Genomic DNA, 22,425 nt, shown 5'->3' on the forward strand with positions numbered 1-22,425 from the left:
GCGCCGCCGCCTTGCCACTGTCGGCTGCCAAGTCTAAACCACTGTCATGACACTTGTTCTTCCGACACCCGACTCCCCGCTCAGGATCGGCACCCGCGGGTCACCGCTGGCCCTGGCCCAGGCGCATGAAACCCGCGACAGATTGGCGGCTTCGTTTGACCTTCCCGGTGATGCCTTTGAAATACTTGTAATCAAGACAACCGGTGATCGTGTGACCGACCGCCCCCTGAAGGAAATCGGCGGCAAGGGTCTTTTCACGCGCGAGATCGAGGAGGCGCTGCTTTCGGGCGACATCGACATCGCCGTGCATTCGATGAAGGACATGCCCGTCCTGCAGCCTGACAATCTGATCCTTGACACCTACCTGCCCCGCGAGGACGTGCGCGACGCGTTCGTGTCACCCTCGGCCGGTGCCCTCGCCGATCTTCCGGAAGGGGCGAAGGTTGGCACGTCATCGCTGCGGCGGCGGGCCCAGGTTCTGGTCGCCTTTCCAGCCCTGGAGGTGGTCGAGTTTCGGGGTAACGTACAGACAAGGCTGAGAAAACTTGATGATGGCGTGGCCGCCTGCACTTTCCTGGCGATGGCCGGGCTGAACCGCCTCGATCGCGCCGACGTGGCGACCGCGGCGATCGACCCCGACGTGATGCTGCCAGCGATCGCGCAAGGCGCCATCGGCATCGAACGCCGCTGTGATGACAATCGCGCCGCCGAAATGCTTTCTGCCATCCATGATGCTGAAACCGGGCAGAGGCTGGCGGCGGAGCGTGCCTTTCTCGCGGCTCTCGACGGCTCCTGCGAGACACCGATCGCCGGCTTGGCGGAGCTTTCGGACGGGCACCTCCGTCTGCGCGGCGAAATCCTGCGCCCGAACGGGTCCGAACGCCTTTCCGACGACAGGACTGTCACGATCGAGGACGGTGCCGCTCTGGGTCGCGAGATGGCCCGCCGGATGCTGGAACAGGCCGGTCCGGATTTCTTCTACTGGCGGCAGTAGGTCAGTCTTCCGGCAGGACTTTCCCGGGGTTGAGAATGCCGTTGGGATCAAGTGCCCGTTTTATCTTGCGCATTGTTCTCAAGGCGGTCCGGTCCTTGTGCCGGGCCATTGCGCCCTTCTTGGCAAGTCCGATCCCGTGTTCCGCCGAGAAACTTCCGCCGAGTGCGATTGTTTCCGCCTCTACCGCCGTGCGGATCGCGGCATGAACTTCGGGATCCCGCGTTTCGGGCCATCCTGCAAAGTGCAGATTGCCATCACCCAGATGCGCCACCGAAATCGAGCGAAGTCCCGGATCAAGGCTGTCGCAACGCACCGCGATCCGGTCCAGCAATGCCTGCATCCTGTCCGGCGGGACCGCGATATCGTTGTCAACCACAGGATCGTGGAGGCGGGAAACCTCGGCGGCGGCCTCGCGCCGGGCCCACATCTCCCGCCGTTCCGCTTCGGAACGGGCGACGACGGCATCAATCACCTTCCCGGCTTCGAAGAACTCTCCGAGGATTTCCTCAAGCCGTCGTGTCACGGGGATGGCGCCATCCGGGCCGGGCTGCGCATCCCGCGCGGAAAGCGCCCCGATCTCGACCAGAATATTCACCTCGTGGGGGGCTTCAAAAGGCGGGCGCGCATCGGGAAACCGTTCAAGATAGGCTTCGATGTAGCTGCGTGGCATGTACTCGAAGGCGTCGACGGCGCCGCCGGTATCCTGTTGCAACTCATTGAGAAGCGATAACGCCTCGGACACTGACGGCGCCGCGACCATCGCGGTGGCATGGGCCGCGGGCTTTGGGTGCAATTTCAGGACGGCTGCGGTGATGATGCCGAGCGTACCCTCCGCACCGATCATCAGGTCGCGCAGGTCAAAGCCCGAATTGTCCTTGTGCAGTTCGCTCATCAGGTTCATCACCTCGCCATCGGGCAACACGACCTCGAGACCGAGGCAGAGGTTTCGTGCATTTCCGTAACGCAGGACGTTCGAGCCGCCGGCATTGGTGGACAGGAAACCGCCCACCATGGCCGAACCGCGCGCACCGAATGTCAATGGAAAGATCAGGCCATGATCCTCCGTAGCGTCATGCAGAGCCGCGAGCACGACACCCGCCTCGACAACCGCTATCCGCGCATCGGGGCGGATTTCACGAATCCTGTGGAACCTGTCCAGGGACAGAAGCAACGCCCCTTCGGCCCGGGTGCCGCCGGTCAGACCGGTATTGCCGGATACCGGCACCACTGGTGCAAGATGCGCGTTGGCAAGCCGCAGGACTTCCGAAACCTCCTCCGTGGTCCCGGGACGCAAGACCGCAAGCGGCTGCCCTTGCGGCGCGCCTGACCAGTCTTGACCCCAGTTCCCGGCGTCATCGCCGGTCAGCACATGATCCTTGCCCAGAAGGCCGGTCAGTTCTTCGATCATCCGCGCATCCCGATGTTTTGCGCCGGGAAAATGCGCCACATTCCTGCCTCGCGCAAGCCTGGGCTGGACCCGCATCGAAACCGGCCTATTTTTGGTTGGTGAAAACAAAGGAGCGCAAGCATGCCGGGACCCACAGCACCCTTCCGCATTCTCGCGGTCATCCTTGTTCTGGCTCTGCCGGCAATGGCCTCGGATCGACCCGGGTACAGCTTTGCTTCGATCGACGGTGGAACGCTGTCACTGGCGGACTGGGAAGGACGGCCGGTCCTGGTGGTGAATACCGCGTCAAGATGCGCTTTTACCAAGCAGTATGACGGCCTTCAGGCGCTATATGACAGGTATCGTGACCGCGGGTTGATCGTTCTGGCGGTGCCATCGGGGGATTTTCGCCAGGAGCTTTCCAGCGACAGGAAGGTCAAGGAATTCTGCGAGTTGAATTATGACCTCGACCTGCCGATGACGACCATAACGCCGGTGCGCGGAGAGGGCGCGCACGTATTCTACAGATGGCTGGCCGAAGCGCACGGCTTCGTACCCTCTTGGAACTTCAACAAGGTGCTTCTGGGGCCGGATGGAGCGGTTGTTGCGACCTATGGTTCGGCCACCCGTCCTCTCTCGAAGACAGTGACCGGAGAGGTCGAGAAGTTGTTGCCGCAAGGCTGAGCGGTTTGGTCAAACGCCGACATAGGCATTGGTGACCGTCTCGTCGAGATCACCGAAATGACCCGACCAGACCGTGCTACCGCGTTGAAGGATCACCGCGCGATCGGCAATGGTGCCGAGCTCCCTGAGGGATTTGTCGACGATCAGGATGGCCATGCCGCTTTGCAGCTTCAACTGCCTGATCGCGTCCCAGATTTCCTGCCGCACGAGCGGCGCAAGCCCCTCGGTTGCCTCATCGAGGATCAGCAGCCGAGGGTTGGTCATCAGCGCACGGGCTATGGCGAGCATCTGCTGCTCGCCGCCGGAAAGAGTTGCCGCACTCTGGTTGCGCCGTTCCTCGAGCCGGGGAAAAAGGCCCGTAACGCGTTCCATCTCCCATTCACCGGGCCTTGCCGTCGCGAAAAGATTTTCCCGCACCGTCAGATTTGGAAAGCAACGCCGTCCCTCCGGCACCAGACCTATTCCCAGCCTTGCGGCCCGATGAGAGGGCAGCGGCCGCAGGTCATGCCCGTCAAACCTCAGGTCGCCACCGGCAATCGGCAGCATTCGGCAGATCACCTTGATTGTTGTAGTCTTGCCCATTCCGTTTCTGCCCATGAGCGCCATGACCTCGCCTTCGGCAAGCGACAGCGAAACATCGAAAAGCGCCTGGCTCGCCCCGTAGAAGGCCGATACGTCCGACAGGGTCAGAAGGCTCATGCGTCCTCTCCCAGATACGCCTTGCGCACCGCACGGTCGGCGCGGATCTCGTCGCGGGTGCCGGTGGCGATGATCTTGCCGTAGACCAGAACGCTAAGCCGATCGGCCAGCGCGAAGACGGCATCCATGTCATGTTCGACCAGAAGAATTGGCGCCTCGGCACGCAGCCCATCGAGGAACGCGGTCATCCGGTGGGACCCTTCGGCGCCCATGCCAGCCATCGGCTCGTCCATGACGAAAGCGCGCGGGGCCAGCGCAAGAGCCACCGCGACTTCCAGTTGCCGCCGTTGCCCGTGCGACAGTTCGGCGGTGCGCATGGTTGCCAGATCGGCCAGCCCGACGCGGTCCAGCGCGGCCATCGCAACGCTGCGCAAGTTGTTGTCGTCAAGTGCTTTGCGGAGCATTCCGAAGGCACCGCCCCGCGCACCCAGGGCACCGAGGGTCGCGTTCTGAAGCACGGTGTCGTCCATCGCCAGCGCCGATATCTGGAAGGTTCGCGCCAGTCCCGCCCGCGCCCGTGCCTGCGCGCCGGTAGCGGTGACGTCATGCCCCAGAAATTCGATACGCCCCGCATCCGGGCTCAGCGTGCCGCAGATCTGCTGTATCAAAGTGGTTTTTCCGGCCCCGTTCGGCCCGATGACGGCATGGATTTCACCTGCCCGAAGGTCCAGGTTTACCCCGTCGCAAGCCGTGACAGCGCCGAACCGCTTGGTAAGCCCGTAGGTGGCCAGGACAGGGTCAGTCATGGGTTGCCGCCCTCCCCGCCAGCAGACCAATGATCCCGCCCCGGGCGAACAGGACCACTGCAAGCAACAGCAAGCCGAGATAAATGTGCCAGAACTCCGAAAGCTCGCCGAGGAAATGTTCAAGCGTGATGAAAAGCGCCGCCCCCGCCACCGGCCCGCAGAGCCGACCGACACCGCCGAGGATGATCAGCACGATGATTTCACCACTGGTTTGCCAGCTGAACATCGCGGGACTGACGAACCGGTTCAGATCGGCAAACAGGGCCCCGGCCAACCCGGTTATGGCACCGGAGATGACGAAGGCCACCAGCCGCAGGCGGAATGGGCTGAGGCCTACCGTTTCGACCCGCCTTGGCGCCTGCCGCGCCGCGCCGAGGGCCAGACCGAAGGGGGATTGCGCCAGCCTTGCGTTGAACCAGAGCGCCAGTAGCAGCAATACCATGCAAATCGCGAAAAACTGGATCGGATCGAGGGTGTTGAGACCAGGAAAGTCGTTGCGCAGATAAATCGAAAGCCCGTCCTCGCCGCCATAGGCCGGCCAGCTTATCGAGAAGAAATAGAACATCTGCCCGAAAGCAAGGGTAATCATGATGAAGTAGACGCCTGACGTTCGCAGGCTCAGCGCCCCGATCACCACGGCCGCCAGGGCCGCGGCAACGATCGCTATGATCCAGATAACAGGCATGAGTTTGGTGCCCTCGATCAGGATCGGGGACTCCATGATGGGATCATAGGCCTGCGCGTGGCTTGCCAGTATGCCCATTGCGTAGCCGCCAATACCGAAGAAGGCCGCATGCCCGAGGCTGACCAGCCCGCCCAGACCGAGCGCGATGTTGAGGCCCACGCCGGCGAGCGCGAGGATCGCAACCCGAGTGGCCAGCGTTATCGTGAAGGGCTCGTCCCCCGCCCAGGCCCAGAGCGGAATCGCGACGAGCCCCGCGAGCAGGGCGGCATTGATCAAGCCCTCACGGCTCATGCGGTGCCTCCGAACAATCCCTGCGGCCGCCAGACGAGCACCACCGCCATGAGAATGTAGATCAGCATGGACGCGAGCGCCGCGCCGGTTGAGCTGGCCGCGGAGTTATCCATGAAGAGCCGGAAGACCTCGGGCAGCAGAACGCCGCCAAGCGTATCGGTGAGCCCGACCAGAATCGACCCGATGAGCGCCCCCTTTATGGACCCGATCCCGCCGATCACGATCACGACGAATGCCAGGATCAGCACCGGCTCTCCCATGCCGACCTGCACCGATTGTATTGCACCGACCAACGCGCCGGCCAACCCTGCAAGCGCCGCGCCGAGGGCGAAGACGACCGTGTAGAGCCGGGATATGTCAACCCCGAGTGCCGCGATCATCTCTCGATCGCTTTCACCGGCCCGGATTCGAACACCAAGCCGCGTGCGCGATATGAGCCAGAAAAGTCCGGCCGCGATCGACAGTCCGACCCCGATGAGGGCAAGCCGATACCGCGGATATTCGATCCCGCCCGGCAGCGAAACCGGCCCCGAAAGGTAGGCCGGTATGTCCAGATACAGCGGAAAGGATCCGAAGATCCACCGAACTCCTTCGGAAAAGATCAGAATGAGGGCAAAGGTTGCAAGCACCTGATCCAGATGATCGCGGGCATAAAGCCGACGTATCACGACGATCTCCACGATCGCGCCTGCCGCCGCAGCAGCAGCGAGTGCAGCGGCTATGGCCAGAAGGAAGGATCCGGTCGCCGTCGCCACCGCCGCCGCCGCGAAGGCGCCGACCATGTAAAGTGAACCGTGAGCGAGATTGATGAGTCCCATGACCCCGAAAACGAGGGTCAGGCCCGCGGCCATCAAAAACAGCATGACCCCGAACTGAATCCCGTTCAGGACCTGTTCGATGAATAGGATGATTGTCACGAAGCGACGCCCCGGAATGCGCGCGGGGGGCACGTTGGATCCCCGCGCGTCAGGTCTTACATCTCGCACTCGTCCACGTAGACGTTGCTGTGATCCTCGAGCGCCACACCGATGATCTTGTTGGTGTAGACGTCGCCCTCCTTGATCACCTCGCGCACGTAGATGTCCTGTACGGGGTGGTTGTTGGCGGCGAATTCGAAATCCCCGCGGGTGCTGTCGAAATCGGCTTCCCGCAGCGCGGCGCGGAACGCCTCGGCATCGCCGATATCGGCCTTGTCCATGGCGCTCAACAGCAGGTTGGCGGTATCAAAGCCCTGGCTGGCATAGAGCGAGGGCAGCCGGCCATACTCGGCCTGGAACGCCTCCACGAACGCCTTGTTGGCCGGGTTGTCGATGTCCTTGTTCCACTGGCTGGTGTTCTTCACGCCAAGCGCTGCATCGCCCACGGCCTGCAGGATGCCCTGATCGAAGCTGAACGCCGGACCGACCACGGGGATATCAAGACCGCTGTCGGCGTATTGCTTGAGAAACGAAATCCCCATGCCACCGGGGAGGAAAAAGAAGATGCTGTCGGCATCCGAGGCGCGGATCTGCGCGATTTCCGAAGCATAGTCCTTCTGGCCCAGCTTGGTGAAAACCTCGCCTGCAAGGGCACCATCGTATATGCGCTTGTAGCCGGTCAGCGCGTCCTGACCCGCGGGATAGTTGGGGGCCAGTATGAAGGAGTTTTCGAATCCGGCGGAGTTGGCGTAGCCGCCGGCGGCCTCGTGCAGGTTGTCATTCTGCCACGCCACATTGTAATAGTTTGCGTGGCATCCCTTGCCGGCAAGCGCGGAAGGGCCTGCATTGGGAGAAAGGTAGAATTTTCCCTGTGCGGTGGCTGCGGGAACGACGGCCATCGCGAGGTTGGACCAGATGATGCCCGTCAGGACGTCCACCTTCTCGGACTGTATCATCTTGTCGGCCAGCTGCACCGCGATATCAGGCTTGCGCTGATCATCCTCGACGACGATCTCCAGGTCATCGTTGCCGGCCATCTTCGCAGCCAGCAGGAAGCCGTCGCGCACGTCGATGCCCAGGCCCGCGCCACCGCCCGAAAGCGTGGTGATCATCCCGACCTTCACCTTGCCCTCGGCGGAGGCCGCGCCGACCCCTGCAACTGCCATGCAAGCCGCCGCAATTAAGGATTTCATTCTCATCTTCTGTCTCCCTTGTTTTTTCGACCATGCTTCCGCGCCGGTCAGAACGCCTTGAACGTGAGTGTCGTCTCGGTGCGTTCGATCCCGTCTATGTCCAGCAGGTTGTCATTGATGTATTTTCCCACGTCCTCGGTTTCCGGAACATAGAGCTTGAGCAGAAGATCGAACGGCCCGGACGTGGAGTGAAGTTCCGAGTGTATCTCCCGAAGGGCGATTTCCTCGGCCACGCGGTAGGATGTACCGGGCCGGCAACGGATATTCACGAAGACACATCGCATGGTTCGAACCTCCCCTCATTGCCGGTGCCCATTAAGACCAATTTCGTCCCGGATTGAAACGGGGAATTTGACGGTGCCGCCGCCCGCTGCCGGCCCGGATCATTCGGTCAGGTGACGCGCGCGGGCGCCACGCTCGATCGCGGCGGCATGAAGCCTGTCAAGATCAAGCTCATACCGGATCTCTTCCAGCAGGCGCAGTTCGCCTTCGTTGAGTGTACCATCGGCGGCGGCCACGTCACAGGCAAGCGCGTATGCGGTCTCGTAAAGGCGTTCCGGAAGGTTGTCCCGTATCAGGCCAAAGAGCGCGTCAAGCCCTTCTTCCTGCTCGAACAGATCCAGCACGGTTCGTGACATGGTCTGCATCCGATCAAGGTCGTAATTGCCGAAGATCGGCAGGTTGTTCACCTCGTCCTCGATCTTGACCAGTTCCGATGTCCGGATCTTCTCGTCTGATGCGGACACCGCGATCATGACCGCCACAAGGCAATCCTGCGGGGTCAACGGGTGCGGTATCTGGTTGGGCATGCGGGATCCTCTCGGGGTTTCGTTGCGGTGCAGAATATTGACTGTCTCGGCGGCGGGCAATAGGAAGCGGCCAACCCCGCGCCGCCGGATCACGCGGGAAACCGGGAGACCGACAATGTCCGAGATGCGCGATGCTGCTCTTGCCTCAAAAGCCTGGCCTTTCGAGGAGGCGCGGCGTGTGCTCAAACGCTATGAAACCGCGCCGCCGGAGAAGGGTCATGTGCTTTTCGAAACCGGTTACGGCCCGTCGGGCCTACCACATATCGGCACGTTCGGCGAAGTCCTGCGGACCACGATGGTACGACGTGCCTTCGAGGTCATCAGCGACATCCCCACGAAGCTGGTCTGCTTCTCGGACGATCTGGACGGCATGCGCAAGGTTCCCGGAAATGTGCCCAACCGGGAGAAACTGGCAGAGCACCTGCAAAAGCCCCTGACCTCGGTGCCGGATCCTTTCGGTACGCATGACAGCTTCGGCGATCACAACAACGCCATGCTGCGCCGCTTCCTCGATACCTTCGGATTCGAGTACGAATTCATCTCCGCCACCGAATTCTACCGTTCCGGTCGGTTCGACGACGTGCTGCAGCGTGCCGCCGAACGCTATGACGACATCATGAAGGTGATGCTCAAGTCGCTCCGCGAGGAACGCCGGCAAACCTATTCCATCTTCCTGCCGCTGCACCCCGAAACAGGCCGCGTGCTCTATGTGCCGATGAAGGAGGTGAATGCGAAGGATGGCACCGTCACCTTCGACGACGAGGACGGGCGAGAATGGACACTGCCCGTCACGGGCGGCAACGTCAAGTTACAGTGGAAGCCGGATTTCGGGGCGCGTTGGGCCGCGCTCGGCGTGGATTTCGAGATGTACGGAAAGGATCACTCGACCAACACGCCGATATATGACCGCATCTGCGAGATCCTCGGCTGGAAGGCACCGGAACACTACACCTATGAGCTGTTTCTGGATGATAACGGTCAGAAGATTTCCAAGTCTTCCGGCAACGGGATCAGCATCGACGAATGGCTCAGCTACGCCTCGACCGAGAGCCTGAGTTATTTCATGTACCAGAAGCCGCGCACGGCCAAGCGGCTTCACTTCGACGTGATCCCGCGTGCGGTGGATGAATATCACCAGCAGTTACGCGCCTATCCGACGCAGGAGCCCAAGGCGAAGGTCAACAATCCCGTTTACCACATTCATTCGGGGTCAGTGCCCGAAAGCCGGATGATCATTCCGTTCTCGATGCTCTTGAATCTCGCCTCGGTGGCACATGCCCATGACAAGGAACAGCTCTGGGGGTTCATCCGCCGCTACGCGCCCGATGCAAGCCCCGAAAGCCATCCCGATCTTGATGCGGCGGCGGGGTTCGCGGTGAGATATTATGAGGATTTCGTCGCACCGCAGAAGCAATACCGGGAACCCACCGAAACCGAGCGCGAGGCCCTTCAGGCACTCAGGGATTCGTTGTCGGCGTATGATGGTCCGGTCGAGGACGAGGCGCTTCAATCCGTCGTCTATGCCGTCGGGCGCGACCGTTTCGATCCCCTTCGGAACTGGTTCAAGGCGCTTTACGAGGTTCTTCTGGGCGCCAGCCAGGGTCCGCGCTTCGGCGGTTTCATCGCTCTTTATGGTGTCGATGAGACCGTGCGCCTGATTGACGACGCCTTGGAAGGCAAACTGGCCTGATCTGGATCATTGCCGCGACATGCGACGCTTGATATTGTATCCTGGAAGGTGGCGCGTATGATCCGTTATGCATTGATTTTGATGATTTTTGTGGCGGCGGCCTGCATGCGCACCGTGAGCATGCCCGAACCTTCCGAGGGGCAGGCCCTGTTTGCAGAAAACTGCGCCCAGTGCCACGGTGAGGATGGGCGCGGGCAAGGACCATGGGCGGCTGCCATGAATCCGCCACCGACCGATCTCACGCAACTTTCGGAAAACGGCGAATTTCCGCGGGCGCATGTCCTATCAGTCATCGACGGGTATGACCGCACCGGCCTGCCCGGCAAGGAGATGCCGGAATTCGGCCTGCTCTTACGCGGCGATACCGTTCCGGTCGATGTTGGTGACGGGGTAATGACGCCCACGCCGCGGCCGCTGGCGGCGCTTATGATTTATCTGGAAAGCATTCAGGAGCCTTGACATAGGTCACGGGCTTTTTGGTGGATCGGGACTGCATGTCGCGCGGTCTACCGGCAGATGTCCTTGGTTTGCGCATCGGGCCACGGCAGGGCCACGGTATCGGGGATCGTCAGCCTTTGTATCGGGAACGCCCCGCGCAGCAAGCCCGCCAACCGCCGGGTCCGGGGGGCGTGGGGATCCAGGGCGGCGCAGCAAACATATTCCTCCACGATCCCGGCCTGCTGCTCATACCCGAAATCAAGAAATTCAGATCCGGTGTCGATGTCAAAAAGATAGGGATCCGTGCCGACGCCATGCTCGGACGCCGCGCGCAGGGGCGAATAGCCGGTCACTTCCCGGTTCTGCCATTGCCATATGTGGGTGAGTTCGTGCGCCAGAAGCATCGCACTGCCAAGCCTCATGCGCTGGGGCCAGTCCGGCAGGTAGTCGCGACGGTACCAGTCGCTGGCAAAGAATATCCGGTTGTGGATCGCAACACCCGCTGGCGAAACCTTGACAGTGTCCCCCCGGGGCTTGGGCAGGATGCGTTCACGGCAGGCAAGCCGGGGTCGTGGGGCGCGGGTTTGCGTCACCTGGCCGACAAGTGCGCCGTCGATGAAACGGATGCGGGCGGGTTCGATCGATGGTCCGAAGATTTCGGCGGCAAAGCTTTCCTCGGCCGTGGAAAGGGAGCGGCCACATGCGGCGAGTGTGGCAATCGAGGCGATGAGGATGAAAAGGCGCATTCTTGGCATCCCATCAATCATCAAACGTCAGCACGAAGCCCGGAGCGCGACAGACTGCCGGCGGGATCGGACGCAAATCCAGACCCGCGAACATTCAGACCCGGCGAGGCGGGTAAGGGTTTCCATACCCGTCAACTGAAGCAGGGTATGGAATACCCGCCTTCTTGTCACTCGACCGATTACAAAGGTGGTGGTATGTTATGTTCATTCGATGTTGTCCCGCAATCATGCCGCCGAAACAACCAAGGACAAGGCGGAGTGTGGCGCAAAGATAATCCTGGTTTTTTTGGAGGTAATACCATGAAGACGTCTCGCATTCTGTCCCTTGTCGCCGGTGCCACAATGGCGGTGTCGGCCGGTGCCGCGGCAGCGACACAATACTATGTTCAGCACGGTGTCTGGTTGAACGCCCGCTCGGGTCCGGGAACGCACTACCATGTGGTTGCCACGCTCAACCCCTGCACGCCGATCCACGTTGTCCAGAATTATAACGGCTGGACCAAGTTCTCGTGGAACGGCAGTCACTACTACGTTTCAACGCAGTATCTGCAGACCAGCGCGTGCACTTACCAGAAGAAGAAGAAAAAGCATAATCAGGGCTACAGCTACTGATTTGCGCCTCGTATCGTGAAAAACGAATGATCCCGTCATCGGCGCGCTGACGGGGTCTTAACCCTTGAAGGGTGATCAGTGCGCCTCCGCCCAGTTCGCCCCCTGTCCGGCATCCACCACCAAAGGCACGTCCAGATGCACAGCCGGGTTGGCGGCGTCTTCCATGATCGCGCGGGCGGATCCTATCAACTTTTCCTCGGCGCCCGCCGTCACCTCGAAGATCAATTCGTCGTGGACCTGCAACAACATCTTTGCGGGCAAGTCGCGGATGGCTGCGGGCATGCGTATCATCGCGCGGCGGATCACGTCGGCCGCGGTGCCCTGAATGGGCGCGTTGATGGCCGCGCGGCGGGCGAACCCCGCACGCGGACCCTTGGCGGAAATCTCGGGGGTGTGTATGCGACGACCAAAGAGGGTTTCGACATGGCCATGCTCCTTCGCGAAGGCCACGGTTTCGTCCATGTAGGCCTTGATGCCGGGGAAGCGCTCGAAATAACGGTCGATGAAGCCCTGTGCCTCACCTCGCGGGATACGCAGGTTCCGGGCAAGCCCAAAGCCGGAAATGCCGTATATCACCCCGAAATTGATCGCCTTGGCCTTGCGGCGCACCTCGGGCGTCATTTCATCCATCGGGACATCGAACATCTCGCTTGCGGTCATGGCGTGGATGTCCTGACCTTCCTTGAAGGCCTGCTTCAGGGCATCGATCCCGGCCACATGCGCGAGGATGCGCAACTCGATCTGTGAGTAATCAAGACTGACCAGAAGGTTGCCCTCCTCGGCCACGAAAGCCTCGCGGATGCGACGGCCCTCTTCGCTGCGCACCGGGATGTTCTGAAGATTGGGATCTGTCGAGGCCAATCGCCCGGTATTGGCGCCGGTCTGTACGTAGGAGGTGTGCACACGGCCCGTATCCGGGTTTATGTGATCCTGCAGGGCGTCCGTGTAGGTGGACTTGAGCTTGGATAGCTGGCGCCAGTCCAGAACCCGGACGGGCAGATCGTGGATGGTGGCCAGATCCTCCAGCACGTCCGCACCTGTGGCATAGGCCCCTGTCTTGCCCTTCTTGCCACCCTCGTAACCCAATTCGTCGAACAGGATTTCGCCAAGCTGCTTTGGAGAGCCGACATTGAACTTGTGACCCGCCAGTTGATGAATCTCCTCTTCGAGTGCCGCCATTTTCTGCGCGAACTTGCCCGACATCGCGTGCAGGGTCTCGCGATCCACCTTCACGCCGTGGCGTTCCATGCGCGCCAGCACCGGCACAAGCGGTCGTTCGAGGGTCTCATACACAGCGGTAACCCGTTCACGGTGCAGTTGCGGGCGCAGCACATGCCAGAGCCGCAACGTGATATCCGCGTCCTCGGCCGCGTACCCGACCGCCTCGGAGATCGGAACACGATCGAAGGTGATGGCGGACTTGCCGGTGCCCAGAAGTGATTTGATCGGAATCGGCGAATGCGACAGGTAGCGTTCGCTGAGCGTGTCCATCCCGTGACCGTGAATGCCGGCATTGAGCGCATAGGACAGCAGCATCGTGTCGTCGATGGGCGCCACCGTGATGCCCAGCTGCGCGAAGATCTTGGCATCGTACTTCATGTTCTGCCCGATCTTGAGGATTGCGTCGTCCTCCAGGATCGGCTTGAGCGCGCCGAGCGCCTCCTCCGTGTTCATTTGCCCCTCGGCCAGTGCGGCACTGCCGAAAAGATCGCCGGCATCCCCGTCACGGTGACCCAGCGGAATGTAGCACGCCTGCCCCGGCTCCACGCAGAGCGATATGCCGACTAGTCCCGCCTGCATCTCGTTAAGCGATGTTGTTTCGGTATCCACGGCCACGATGCCACGCGCGATGATCCTGTCGATCCAGGCTTGAAGTGACGATATGGTATCGACGCGTTCATAAGCTTCCGGGTCGATGGCAGGCCATTGCGGTGCCTCCTCCTCGTCCGGGGGGTTGGCACCGGCAGGGTTGGTATCGGGGATGACCGGCGCTTCCCGGCCAAGGGCCTCGGCGATCCGTTTGGACAGGGTGCGAAACTCCATCTCGGTGAGAAACCCCAGCAGAACCTCCGGGTCAGGGTCGCGCACCTCCAGATCATCGAGTGTGAAATCCAGCGGAGTATCGCAATCGAGCTGCACCAGCTGGCGGGACAACTCGATCTGCGCACGCTTCGCGATCAGGGTTTCCCGACGCTTTGGCTGGGTGATTTCCTCGGCTCGGTCGAGCAGGCTTTCAAGGCTTCCGAACTCGTTGATCAGAAGCGCGGCCGTCTTTATGCCGATACCAGGGGCGCCGGGGATGTTGTCGACGCTGTCGCCGGCCAGGGCCTGAACGTCAACCACGCGGTCTGGCGCAACGCCGAACTTCTCTTCCACCGCCTCGGTGTCGATGCGGCGGTTCTTCATCGCGTCGAGCATCTCGACACCGCCGCCCACAAGCTGCATCAGATCCTTGTCGGAGCTTATGATGGTGACGCGGCCGCCGGCCTCGCGGGCCCGGCAGGCAAGTGTGGCAATGATGTCATCGGCCTCGTAGCCTTCGGTTTCCTTGCAGGCAATGTTGAACGCCTCTGTCGCCCGCCGCGTGAGCGGGATCTGCGGGCGCAATTCCTCGGGCATTTCTTCGCGGTTGGCCTTGTATTCGGCATAAAGATCGTTGCGGAAGGTATGACTGCCCTTGTCGAAGATCACGGCCAGATGAGTGGGCGCATCAGCGCCGGTATTGCCGTCGATATATCGCTGAAGCATGTTGCAAAAGCCCGAGACCGCGCCGATCGGCATACCATCGGATTTGCGCGTGAGCGGCGGCAGCGCGTGATAGGCACGGAATATGAAGGCCGACCCGTCGATCAGGTGCAGATGGCAGCCCTTGCCGAATGTCATGCTCGCGCCCTCCGGATATTGTTGGTGCATGATCTGATATGCCATGCGCCGAATGCCGGGGCCAGTGGCGAGTTTGCGGGTCGGACAAAGCTCCGGCGGCCTCTTGAACGGTGATGAGTGTTCGGCGGCACACGGTCATGGGATCCCGGATGGGCGAAATGTACTGCCGCGTCCCTGCCGTTGCGCTAGCCGCTCAGTTTCTGCCACAGCGCGGCGAGCCAGATGAGGCCCGGCACGAAGGCCGACAGCAGCACCGCGAGAGAGCCGAGATCCTTTGCCATTCGCGACAGTTCGTGGCGCTCGGGACCGATCCGGTCAACGACCGCCTCGATGGCGCTGTTGAGCACTTCGACAACGACGACAAAGAGCACCGAAGCGATCAGCAGCACGATTGTTCCCGCGTCATCGCCCAGCCAGAAGGCGCCGGGGATCGAGGCGAGGAAGATCACGAATTCGATGCGAAACGCCTCGTCACCGCGCCATGCATCGCGGAAGCCCGCGGCGGAATTGCCGAACGCGGCGATGAGTCGTGCCAGTCCCGTGAGGCCCTGTTCGCTCATGTCCGGCTTCTCAAGCGGCCTAGACCTTGCCTTCGAAATCGCGATGGATGAGCTTGGCGTCGCAATAGGGGCACTCGACCCAGCCCTGCTCCAGCGGAATCTGCAACCATACGCGCGGATGTCCCAGCGCACCCTCGCCGCCGTCACAGGCCACGCGGTAGCTGTCCACGATCCGGGTTTCGGGAGCTTCGGTTGTCATGCCGGGCGTTTCCTTTCGACCTCAATTCCAGTACGGCGACTATGAGCGATCAACAGGGCAGAGGCAAGACGGGCATGAAGGCCAACGCAATCGAAATCCGCGGTCTGACCAAGACTTACTCGGGCCGCCGGAGCGAACCGGAAAAGACGGCGCTGAGCGGCGTGAACCTCGACATTCCGCAAGGATCGGTATTTGGCCTTCTGGGGCCGAACGGAGCCGGCAAATCGACACTCATCAACATCCTTGCCGGGCTGGTGGTGAAGAGTGCCGGTGAGGTCATGATCTGGGGCTTCGACCAGGACGTGAACCCGCGTCAGAGCCGGGCCTCGATCGGGGTGATGCCGCAGGAGTTGAACCTTGATCCGTTCTTTACGCCGCGCGCCGCGCTGGAAGTTCAGGCGGGTCTTTACGGAGTGCCCAAATCGCAGCGCCGCAGCGACGAGATATTGCGCCTCGTGGGGTTGGAGGACAAGGCCGAAGCGTATGCGCGCACATTGTCGGGCGGGATGCGGCGGCGGCTGCTTCTGGCCAAGGCGCTGGTTCATCATCCGCAGATCCTGGTACTGGACGAACCCACGGCCGGGGTGGACATAGAACTGCGCCGGATGCTGTGGGAAAATGTGCGGCGCCTCAACGAACAGGGCATGACCATCATCCTGACCACGCACTACCTCGAAGAGGCGGAAGAAATGTGCGACGAGATCGCGATCATCAACCTGGGACAGGTTGTTGCGCGCGACAGTACCGAGAATCTTCTGGGGCGGCTGGATTCCAAGACCATGATCATCCACCCCGAAACCAGGCCGGCCCGATTGCCCGAAGCGCCGGGCCTGGAGGTGGAAGAGCGCGCGGACGGCGCCCTTGTCGTGAGTTATCACTCCGCCCGAACACCGGCCGAGGAGGTGTTGGAAGCGGTGCGCGGGGCGGGTATCCGCATTCGCGACGTCAAGACCGAACAGGCCGATCTTCAGGATGTTTTCCTGGAGCTGACGCGCACGCGCTGAGTCCGTGGTTGTGGCCGGCGGGACGCTTCTTGCTCAGTCGTCCTTGCGCGACAACATCCGGCCAAGATGGCGTCCGCCGAGGATGTGAAGGTGGAAATGCGGAACCTCCTGAACCCCGTTTTCGCCGGCGTTGGAGATAGTGCGGAACCCGTCGCCGCCATTGCCCGGAGAAACACCGGTGATACGGCAGACCTCGGCGGTTGCGCGCATGAAATCCAGGATCTCGGCATCGCTGGCCTCGGCGGTGAAATGGTCATGGCTGACATAGCGGCCCTTCGGGATCACCAGGACATGCACCGGGGCGAGGGGCTCAATGTCCTTGAAAGCAAGTGTGTGCTCGGACTCGAACACCGTGTCGTTGGGGATCTCGCCGCGCAGGATCTTGGCGAAAATGTTCTGATCGTCGTAATCATAGGGCATCTGGAACCTCAATCGGCAAACAAGTGGTCTGTCTCCGCGATCTCCTGCGCCTTGTCGTATGGAATATCAAGGAACTTCGCGATCGGTCCGGCATTCTGTTCGGGCGTGTCGGTTTGCCGGATGCGGTAATGGTTCTCGAACCCGGCGTCCCGGATCCGGTCGCTTTCGAAGGTGATGTCGCCGCGGATCGCGGGCAGCAGCCGTTCCAGTGTTTCCAGAGGGGTCTGTTCACCCGCCAGACCGACACGCATTGCATGGCCCATCAGGAAAGCGTCACTGAATTCGCACTTGATTTCCAGCAGCCGGGTGATCGACCTGTCGCCGCAGAAATCGTGCAGAAGCTCGATGTTCCCGGGATCCATGCAGATGATCAACTGATCGGTCTCGTAGTAATCAAAAAGCATCCGCATCAGCGCGCGGCGGTGCCGTGTCCTTTTGGCCAGCGTTCCCTGGATGCCGCCCAGATCGGGCAGCGCGGTGTGCTCCTCGTTGAAAAGGTATTCGATCGCCGGCATGTTGGTGGCCTGGCGAATACTCTCCAGCGCGCGCTTGGCGACGTGCCACTTCTTGCAGATCACGATCATCAGTTCACGGTGCCGCCCGAGGCTGCTCTCGGTTTCCCAGAAGCGGCTTGCGAACCGTTTGCCGATCCGTCCGCGCCCGGTGAGGAACATGAACAGGTTGCGGCCCTCGTTGGAGATCTTGAATTCCGCCGTATCGTCGGAATAGAGCGCGCCGAGGCGTTGCTTGAGGGATGTCGCCTCGGGGCTGATCTTGCGGGCGAAAAGGAAATCCTGGCTGATAAGAAGGTCGTAGTGATCATTGTAGAAAGTGACAGGCATACCGTAGTCGGTAAACAACAGGAAAGTGAGCGTCCGGGTCCGGATCTCCGATTCCGGCACCAGGTGGCGCACCAGTGTCTGAAAAAACGTCTCGTCCGGAATCCACGTGGTGCGGAAAAAACGCATCACATCCCGCCGCTCGCGGGTGAAATCAAGGATCGCCTCTATGGTTCGCCGGCGAAGACACCACCACTGGCTTCCGATCTGAACCTCGATATCCGCGGGGATGGCACGCTTGAGCCCCAGTCTCCGCTGAATGTTGAAGGAGGTGTAGAAAAGCCACTTGCGCTTGCGTTCATTGAAGAAGTGGCGATACGTCAGCCGTTCTTCCTTGATGCCTGTCTTGATCCAGTCGCTTTCAAAGAAATCGAAGCTCTCGATGTAATCGACATCCTCCACATCGAGGAAATCATGCACGAACCGGGCCGATTTGATCGCTGCGCAATCACCTGACAACATGTAGAAATGCGTGGCCCGCGGAAAGGCATCGACAGCCGCGCCGGCGGCATTGATAGACGCCTGCACAAGGGACCATTCGCCCCAGCCACACTTGATGCGGCGGGCGAACACGACATTCGCATTGCCCGCAAGCGCGTTGCGGATGGTGTTGAAATCCTCCGTGGCGGCCCGGGCATCAAAATGGATCGTTATGTAGTCACCGGCGGCGGTCAGCATCTCCGCCTGGCGAATGATCGCCTCGGGATCCTTGTGACAAAGGAGTATGTAAGCGATTTTCGCCATCGGCGGCGCCGTTCCCCGTTCTTGTTGCGGATAACTACAGTGATAGTCCTGAACAGGCGTTGAATAAACATGCTTTCTTTGGTTTTTTTAACGGGTTAGAAACTGGAGTATCCGTCTGGTGAGGCGGAGGTTGTCAAGGGCGGCAGGCATGGGATTTCCCGGAACATGGATGACCGAAAGCGAAAGCGTGGTCTACCGCGTGGTGCCCAAATGCGCCTGCTCGACCATCGGCCAGATCATGTATTATTCCGATCACGGCACCTTCTTCGACGGCGACATACATGATGCCCGGAGTGGTATGCACAAATGGGCGCTGGATGAAAGCCAGGCCCTGATCACCGACAACATCACCTCGCACCGATCCTTTGCATTCACTTGCGTGCGCAATCCCTACACGCGCATCCTGTCCAGCTTCTTCGACAAGATCTGCGGCATTCAGCGCAACGGCAAACGGTATCGTGGCAAGCTGGTGCCCCTTCTGGTCCAGAAATACGGAATCGAGGTGGGCGGCGAGGACGGCAAGGAAGAGTTCGACCAGATCCGCAGCTTTCGCCGTTTCCTGCTCTTCGCCCGCGATACCATCCGCTGGCGCAAGCCGATGGAGCCGGATATTCACTGGTCCGCAATGTCCGGCCATGTCTCGACCTTCATCGTGAACGGCGGCACCTATGACAGGATATTCTGGACCGAAAAGTTCAACGAAGGGATGGGCCAGATCCTGTCGTCGATCCCGGCGCCACAACAGGTCGATCTGGGAAACATTCCCCGCTTCAACGAATCGGAAGGTCACGGTCCGAAACGCGCGCACCCTGTCGAAGACTATTTCGATGACTTGTCGATGCATCTGGTCAGGGAAATCTATCACCGCGACTTCGAACTCTTCAAATACGACTTCGATGATCCCTCCAACAAGATGCCGGTGGGCGAGATCGACCTCGACGAGGTGCATGCCAAGCTGGGCGAATGAGGCGCCCACCATGATCGTGTGAGCCGACGCACCAGCGGGTCATGTTCCGACCTGACCGTTTTGTGAAATTTTCATGAAGATTTGTCTTTCTTGATCTGGATCGAAATGGGCGTCATGTCGGTCGGGCAGGATCGGGCCAGTCAGAAGCAGGAGACGCCCGATGTACGCCGCACCCGATACGCTTTGCGAAGCCGCCCCGGCCTTGTCCAACAATGCACCCTTGATGACGTTGAAAGACGTCAATCTTTGGTACGGGGACAAGCAGGCCCTTTTCAACGTGAGCTTCGAGCTTTTCACAGGCGAGATTCTCGCCTTCATCGGTCCGTCAGGCTGCGGCAAGTCCACTGCGCTCAAGTGCCTCAACCGCATGCACGACAACACTACGGACGTCACCATCTCGGGCCGTATCGAGATGGAGGGCCACGACATCCACGACCCGGAGATCGACCCGCCCATGCACCGGCGCCGCTTCGGCTGGGTGGCCCAGAAACCGAACCCGTTTCCGATGTCGATCTGGAAGAACGTCGCCTACGGTGCGCAGCTGCACGGGCTTGCCGCATCGCGTGCCGATTTGGAGCAACACGTGACCGAGTGCCTGAGCCGTGCCGGTCTTTGGGACGAGGTGAAGGACAACCTGCACAGCATGGAGGGCACGGACCTTTCCGGCGGTCAGCAACAAAGGCTTTGTATCGCGCGGGCGCTGTCAACAAGGCCCGATGTCCTGCTGATGGATGAGCCCACGGGCTCGATAGACCCGATCGCCACGGCGCGTGTCGAGGAACTGATGCTCGACCTGCGGGCCGATCATTCGATCGTCGTGGTGACCCACTCGATGATGGAGGCGCGCCGCCTTGCGGACAGGGTGGCCTATTTCCATCTTGGTGAACTTCTGGAAATCGGCCCGACCGAACAGGTCTTTTCCGCCGCCCGCAGCGACGAGGCGCGCCGCTTCGTCGAAGGAAAATTCGGGTAGTGCCAGCCACCCACGGCGTCGCGGGCATCTTCTGGACGCCGGCCGCTCGTGGTGGATCACCAGCCGTGACATGACCGCAAGGGTGGGCGGTGAAGGCAGAAAGCCGATGACCGCCAATGGTGATGGCGCGCCGGCGTTCGCCTGCCTCGGTGACGGGCCGGGCAACGCAGGAGCCGGGCGCGCTGTCATTCCGCGTCCGGAAATTCCCGGTGTCGCTGCACCGCATTTCTTGCCGAGGCGGGCCGCAAGGACGGACAAGCGACGTTCAGATCAGGCCGTCGGCTGCGAACATGGCCTTGACGTCGCGTTCCGGGCGCGCGCCGTAGTGACCGATGACCTCGGCGGCGGCTATGCACCCCATGCGCCCGGATACCCTCAGAGGGAACCCTTTCGCCACGCCGTAAAGAAAGCCGGCAGCGAACTGGTCTCCGGCACCGGTGGCATCCACCGGGGTGATCTCGTCCACGGGAACCGATACGCTCTCCTCGCCTTCCACGATCACCACGTCGTGGCCCGACCGGGTACAGACGACAAGCCCGCTATCGGCCGCCGCCTGTTCCAGCGCCGCACCCAGATCCTCGGTCTGGTAAAGCGATTTCCACTCGTGCTCGTTCCCAATCACATAGTCGAGTTCGCGGACCAGACGTCGGAAATCATCGCGGTGGCGGTCGACACAGAACGGATCGGAGAGGGCGATGCCGGCCTTGCCGCCACCCGCCCGGCAGGCGCGGGCCGCTTCCGTGAATGCCTCCTTGCCCTTGGGCTTGTCGTAGAGATACCCCTCGAGAAAAAGCAGGCCCGACTGCCCTGCGACCGAATCCGGGACATCCTCCTTGCCCAGTTCGGCGGATATGCCAAGGTAGGTGTTCATCGACCGCTCTCCATCTGCCGTCACGAAGATCATCGAGCGTGAGGTCGGCAACTCGCCACCCCGCACGGGGGCATTCACGAAAACCGTACCGTCCCGTGCCATCGCATCGGCGTAAAAGCGCCCCAGGGCATCATCCTGAACCCGCCCGATGAACCCGGTGGAAAGACCGAGAGCCCCGAGCCCGGCGATGGTATTCGCGACAGACCCGCCCGGAAGCCGGTGGCGGTTCTCCATCGCGTCATAAAGGAACTCGCCGCGCTCGCGCTCGACAAGCTGCATGATTCCCTTCTCGATCCCCATGCGGGTGAGGAAAATATCGTCGCATTGGCTGATCACGTCGACGACGGCATTGCCGATCCCGACGGCCTGGTATTCGCTCATGTGGTCTTGTCCTCGAACTTGCAGAGATCATTGATAAGGCAGGCGCCGCAGGCGGGCTTGCGCGCGCGACAGGTATAGCGGCCGTGCAGGATCAGCCAGTGATGCGCATGGCGCTGGAATTCGGCCGGAACATGGTCCTCGATCGCGCGTTCGACCGCGGCCACATCCTTGCCCGGGCAGATTCCGCTGCGGTTGCCGACCCGGAAAATATGCGTATCCACGGCCTGCGCGGGCAACCCCCACCACATGTTGAGAACCACGTTCGCGGTCTTGCGCCCGACGCCGGGCAGTGACTGGAGCGCCGCGCGCGAACTGGGCACGTCACCGCCATATTCCTCCACGAGGATACGGCTGAGTTTCATGATGTTGCGGGCCTTGTTGCGGTAAAGGCCGATGGTGCGGATATGCCCGATCAGACCTTCCTCACCCAATTCGAGCATTTTCCGCGGTGTGTCGGCAACTTCGAAGAGATCCCGCGTGGCCCTGTTGACGCCCGCGTCCGTGGCCTGTGCGCTCAGGGCGACGGCCACCAGCAGAGTATAGGCGTTGACATGCGACAGCTCGCCTTGCGGTTCTGGCTCGGCGCTGCGGAATCGCTCGAAGACCGCGCGCATGGTGTGGTAATCCATCTGCGACTGCATGGGCATCCGTATGCCCACAAAACCGCCAATGCGCAACATTCGGGTCGCAGGC

The 22,425-nt window shown here is 61.3% G+C and carries 24 protein-coding genes; 8 read left to right on the plus strand and 16 right to left on the minus strand.

The genetic code is table 11. The features are described 5' to 3' along the window. Window positions 1-46: 46 nt before the first annotated feature. Window positions 47-994 carry a hydroxymethylbilane synthase gene (gene hemC, locus DQW77_RS00120; RefSeq protein ID WP_113256151.1) on the plus strand — a complete coding sequence of 316 codons (948 nt, stop codon included), beginning with the start codon at window positions 47-49 and terminating at the stop codon, window positions 992-994. A 1-nt stretch (window position 995) separates the two neighbouring features. Here hemC and DQW77_RS00125 read toward each other — a convergent pair whose 3' ends face one another. Further along, window positions 996-2,402, minus strand: a complete 1,407-nt coding sequence (locus DQW77_RS00125; protein ID WP_113256352.1) for an FAD-binding oxidoreductase — start codon at window positions 2,400-2,402, stop codon at window positions 996-998. Between the two features lie 120 nt (window positions 2,403-2,522). On the opposite strand from DQW77_RS00125, the gene DQW77_RS00130 reads away from it, so the two are divergent. Next, the gene (locus DQW77_RS00130) at window positions 2,523-3,065 is read left to right on the plus strand and encodes a glutathione peroxidase (protein WP_113256152.1); all 543 of its coding nucleotides are present in this window, start codon (window positions 2,523-2,525) and stop codon (window positions 3,063-3,065) included. A gap of 9 nt (window positions 3,066-3,074) precedes the next feature. Here DQW77_RS00130 and DQW77_RS00135 read toward each other — a convergent pair whose 3' ends face one another. The 7 genes from DQW77_RS00135 to DQW77_RS00165 all read right to left on the minus strand — a co-directional run bounded on the left by DQW77_RS00135 (window position 3,075) and on the right by DQW77_RS00165 (window position 8,405). Next, a complete protein-coding gene (locus DQW77_RS00135; RefSeq protein WP_113256153.1) occupies window positions 3,075-3,764 on the minus strand; it encodes an ABC transporter ATP-binding protein in 690 nt (229 codons plus the stop codon). Further along, the gene (locus DQW77_RS00140; protein WP_113256154.1) at window positions 3,761-4,510 is read right to left on the minus strand and encodes an ABC transporter ATP-binding protein; all 750 of its coding nucleotides are present in this window, start codon (window positions 4,508-4,510) and stop codon (window positions 3,761-3,763) included. The genes DQW77_RS00135 and DQW77_RS00140 overlap by 4 nt, the downstream gene beginning before the upstream one ends. Continuing rightward, the gene (locus DQW77_RS00145; RefSeq protein ID WP_113256155.1) at window positions 4,503-5,486 is read right to left on the minus strand and encodes a branched-chain amino acid ABC transporter permease; all 984 of its coding nucleotides are present in this window, start codon (window positions 5,484-5,486) and stop codon (window positions 4,503-4,505) included. Before DQW77_RS00145 ends, DQW77_RS00140 begins: the two co-directional genes overlap by 8 nt. Further along, window positions 5,483-6,403: a branched-chain amino acid ABC transporter permease gene (locus tag DQW77_RS00150; protein WP_113256156.1), complete on the minus strand. Its 921-nt coding sequence runs from the start codon at window positions 6,401-6,403 to the stop codon at window positions 5,483-5,485. Before DQW77_RS00150 ends, DQW77_RS00145 begins: the two co-directional genes overlap by 4 nt. Window positions 6,404-6,459: 56 nt before the next feature. Continuing rightward, on the minus strand, window positions 6,460-7,602 hold the full coding sequence (locus tag DQW77_RS00155; protein WP_113256157.1) for an ABC transporter substrate-binding protein: 1,143 nt from the start codon (window positions 7,600-7,602) through the stop codon (window positions 6,460-6,462). 41 nt (window positions 7,603-7,643) lie between these two features. Beyond that, a complete protein-coding gene (locus DQW77_RS00160) occupies window positions 7,644-7,880 on the minus strand; it encodes an Lrp/AsnC ligand binding domain-containing protein (RefSeq protein WP_113256158.1) in 237 nt (78 codons plus the stop codon). Between the two features lie 99 nt (window positions 7,881-7,979). Continuing rightward, on the minus strand, window positions 7,980-8,405 hold the full coding sequence (locus DQW77_RS00165) for a tellurite resistance TerB family protein (protein ID WP_113256159.1): 426 nt from the start codon (window positions 8,403-8,405) through the stop codon (window positions 7,980-7,982). A gap of 115 nt (window positions 8,406-8,520) precedes the next feature. Here DQW77_RS00165 and DQW77_RS00170 point away from each other — a divergent pair, with 115 nt between their 5' ends. After that, window positions 8,521-10,095, plus strand: a complete 1,575-nt coding sequence (locus tag DQW77_RS00170; RefSeq protein ID WP_113256160.1) for a lysine--tRNA ligase — start codon at window positions 8,521-8,523, stop codon at window positions 10,093-10,095. Between the two features lie 105 nt (window positions 10,096-10,200). Continuing rightward, window positions 10,201-10,554, plus strand: coding sequence for a cytochrome c (locus tag DQW77_RS00175; protein WP_258523617.1), 354 nt, complete (start codon window positions 10,201-10,203; stop codon window positions 10,552-10,554). Between the two features lie 47 nt (window positions 10,555-10,601). On the opposite strand, the gene DQW77_RS00180 is transcribed toward DQW77_RS00175, so the two are convergent. Then, window positions 10,602-11,279: a hypothetical protein gene (locus DQW77_RS00180; RefSeq protein ID WP_113256161.1), complete on the minus strand. Its 678-nt coding sequence runs from the start codon at window positions 11,277-11,279 to the stop codon at window positions 10,602-10,604. Window positions 11,280-11,579: 300 nt separating this feature from the next. Between DQW77_RS00180 and DQW77_RS00185 the strand changes: the two genes are divergently transcribed. Further along, the gene (locus DQW77_RS00185) at window positions 11,580-11,891 is read left to right on the plus strand and encodes an SH3 domain-containing protein (RefSeq protein WP_181711161.1); all 312 of its coding nucleotides are present in this window, start codon (window positions 11,580-11,582) and stop codon (window positions 11,889-11,891) included. Between the two features lie 75 nt (window positions 11,892-11,966). On the opposite strand, the gene polA is transcribed toward DQW77_RS00185, so the two are convergent. The 3 genes from polA to DQW77_RS00200 all read right to left on the minus strand — a co-directional run bounded on the left by polA (window position 11,967) and on the right by DQW77_RS00200 (window position 15,533). Beyond that, window positions 11,967-14,774, minus strand: a complete 2,808-nt coding sequence (gene polA, locus DQW77_RS00190; RefSeq protein ID WP_113256354.1) for a DNA polymerase I — start codon at window positions 14,772-14,774, stop codon at window positions 11,967-11,969. Between the two features lie 185 nt (window positions 14,775-14,959). Beyond that, entirely contained in the window at window positions 14,960-15,334 is a 375-nt protein-coding gene (locus DQW77_RS00195) for a diacylglycerol kinase (RefSeq protein WP_113256163.1), read from the minus strand. Between the two features lie 19 nt (window positions 15,335-15,353). Continuing rightward, complete coding sequence (locus DQW77_RS00200) at window positions 15,354-15,533, minus strand: zinc-finger domain-containing protein (RefSeq protein ID WP_113256164.1); 180 nt, start codon at window positions 15,531-15,533, stop codon at window positions 15,354-15,356. A gap of 74 nt (window positions 15,534-15,607) precedes the next feature. Between DQW77_RS00200 and DQW77_RS00205 the strand changes: the two genes are divergently transcribed. Beyond that, window positions 15,608-16,537, plus strand: a complete 930-nt coding sequence (locus DQW77_RS00205) for an ABC transporter ATP-binding protein (RefSeq protein WP_113256355.1) — start codon at window positions 15,608-15,610, stop codon at window positions 16,535-16,537. 33 nt (window positions 16,538-16,570) lie between these two features. Here the strand turns inward: DQW77_RS00205 and DQW77_RS00210 are convergent, their stop codons facing one another. Continuing rightward, a complete protein-coding gene (locus DQW77_RS00210) occupies window positions 16,571-16,957 on the minus strand; it encodes an HIT domain-containing protein (RefSeq protein ID WP_113256165.1) in 387 nt (128 codons plus the stop codon). An 8-nt stretch (window positions 16,958-16,965) separates the two neighbouring features. Beyond that, window positions 16,966-18,540 carry a DUF5928 domain-containing protein gene (locus tag DQW77_RS00215; protein ID WP_113256166.1) on the minus strand — a complete coding sequence of 525 codons (1,575 nt, stop codon included), beginning with the start codon at window positions 18,538-18,540 and terminating at the stop codon, window positions 16,966-16,968. A 148-nt stretch (window positions 18,541-18,688) separates the two neighbouring features. On the opposite strand from DQW77_RS00215, the gene DQW77_RS00220 reads away from it, so the two are divergent. Both DQW77_RS00220 and DQW77_RS00230 read left to right on the plus strand, forming a co-directional pair. Beyond that, window positions 18,689-19,507, plus strand: a complete 819-nt coding sequence (locus tag DQW77_RS00220; RefSeq protein ID WP_113256167.1) for a sulfotransferase family protein — start codon at window positions 18,689-18,691, stop codon at window positions 19,505-19,507. 223 nt (window positions 19,508-19,730) lie between these two features. Beyond that, on the plus strand, window positions 19,731-20,480 hold the full coding sequence (locus DQW77_RS00230; protein WP_113256169.1) for a phosphate ABC transporter ATP-binding protein: 750 nt from the start codon (window positions 19,731-19,733) through the stop codon (window positions 20,478-20,480). A gap of 265 nt (window positions 20,481-20,745) precedes the next feature. Here DQW77_RS00230 and DQW77_RS00235 read toward each other — a convergent pair whose 3' ends face one another. Both DQW77_RS00235 and nth read right to left on the minus strand, forming a co-directional pair. Further along, the gene (locus DQW77_RS00235; protein ID WP_113256170.1) at window positions 20,746-21,732 is read right to left on the minus strand and encodes an adenosine kinase; all 987 of its coding nucleotides are present in this window, start codon (window positions 21,730-21,732) and stop codon (window positions 20,746-20,748) included. Continuing rightward, entirely contained in the window at window positions 21,729-22,373 is a 645-nt protein-coding gene (nth, locus tag DQW77_RS00240) for an endonuclease III (RefSeq protein ID WP_113256356.1), read from the minus strand. The genes DQW77_RS00235 and nth overlap by 4 nt, the downstream gene beginning before the upstream one ends. Between the last annotated feature and the right edge of the window lie 52 nt (window positions 22,374-22,425).

It is taken from the genome of Roseovarius sp. TE539 (genome assembly GCF_003298505.1).
Classification (GTDB): domain Bacteria; phylum Pseudomonadota; class Alphaproteobacteria; order Rhodobacterales; family Rhodobacteraceae; genus Roseovarius.

Bases quoted from the DNA above. Each gene is read 5' to 3' on its own strand.
- hemC (WP_113256151.1), top strand. From the start codon at position 47: ATGACACTTGTTCTTCCGACACCCGACTCCCCGCTCAGGATCGGCACC.
- DQW77_RS00210 (WP_113256165.1), bottom strand. From the start codon at position 16,957: ATGCCCTATGATTACGACGATCAGAACATTTTCGCCAAGATCCTGCGC.
- DQW77_RS00220 (WP_113256167.1), top strand. From the start codon at position 18,689: ATGGGATTTCCCGGAACATGGATGACCGAAAGCGAAAGCGTGGTCTAC.
- DQW77_RS00125 (WP_113256352.1), bottom strand. From the start codon at position 2,402: ATGATCGAAGAACTGACCGGCCTTCTGGGCAAGGATCATGTGCTGACC.
- DQW77_RS00145 (WP_113256155.1), bottom strand. From the start codon at position 5,486: ATGAGCCGTGAGGGCTTGATCAATGCCGCCCTGCTCGCGGGGCTCGTC.
- nth (WP_113256356.1), bottom strand. From the start codon at position 22,373: ATGCAGTCGCAGATGGATTACCACACCATGCGCGCGGTCTTCGAGCGA.
- DQW77_RS00230 (WP_113256169.1), top strand. From the start codon at position 19,731: ATGACGTTGAAAGACGTCAATCTTTGGTACGGGGACAAGCAGGCCCTT.
- DQW77_RS00215 (WP_113256166.1), bottom strand. From the start codon at position 18,540: ATGGCGAAAATCGCTTACATACTCCTTTGTCACAAGGATCCCGAGGCG.
- DQW77_RS00140 (WP_113256154.1), bottom strand. From the start codon at position 4,510: ATGACTGACCCTGTCCTGGCCACCTACGGGCTTACCAAGCGGTTCGGC.
- DQW77_RS00185 (WP_181711161.1), top strand. From the start codon at position 11,580: ATGAAGACGTCTCGCATTCTGTCCCTTGTCGCCGGTGCCACAATGGCG.
- DQW77_RS00130 (WP_113256152.1), top strand. From the start codon at position 2,523: ATGCCGGGACCCACAGCACCCTTCCGCATTCTCGCGGTCATCCTTGTT.
- DQW77_RS00165 (WP_113256159.1), bottom strand. From the start codon at position 8,405: ATGCCCAACCAGATACCGCACCCGTTGACCCCGCAGGATTGCCTTGTG.
- DQW77_RS00205 (WP_113256355.1), top strand. From the start codon at position 15,608: ATGAAGGCCAACGCAATCGAAATCCGCGGTCTGACCAAGACTTACTCG.
- DQW77_RS00135 (WP_113256153.1), bottom strand. From the start codon at position 3,764: ATGAGCCTTCTGACCCTGTCGGACGTATCGGCCTTCTACGGGGCGAGC.
- DQW77_RS00200 (WP_113256164.1), bottom strand. From the start codon at position 15,533: ATGACAACCGAAGCTCCCGAAACCCGGATCGTGGACAGCTACCGCGTG.
- DQW77_RS00175 (WP_258523617.1), top strand. From the start codon at position 10,201: ATGCGCACCGTGAGCATGCCCGAACCTTCCGAGGGGCAGGCCCTGTTT.
- DQW77_RS00180 (WP_113256161.1), bottom strand. From the start codon at position 11,279: ATGCGCCTTTTCATCCTCATCGCCTCGATTGCCACACTCGCCGCATGT.
- DQW77_RS00235 (WP_113256170.1), bottom strand. From the start codon at position 21,732: ATGAGCGAATACCAGGCCGTCGGGATCGGCAATGCCGTCGTCGACGTG.
- DQW77_RS00170 (WP_113256160.1), top strand. From the start codon at position 8,521: ATGTCCGAGATGCGCGATGCTGCTCTTGCCTCAAAAGCCTGGCCTTTC.
- DQW77_RS00155 (WP_113256157.1), bottom strand. From the start codon at position 7,602: ATGAGAATGAAATCCTTAATTGCGGCGGCTTGCATGGCAGTTGCAGGG.
- DQW77_RS00160 (WP_113256158.1), bottom strand. From the start codon at position 7,880: ATGCGATGTGTCTTCGTGAATATCCGTTGCCGGCCCGGTACATCCTAC.
- DQW77_RS00195 (WP_113256163.1), bottom strand. From the start codon at position 15,334: ATGAGCGAACAGGGCCTCACGGGACTGGCACGACTCATCGCCGCGTTC.
- polA (WP_113256354.1), bottom strand. From the start codon at position 14,774: ATGACATTCGGCAAGGGCTGCCATCTGCACCTGATCGACGGGTCGGCC.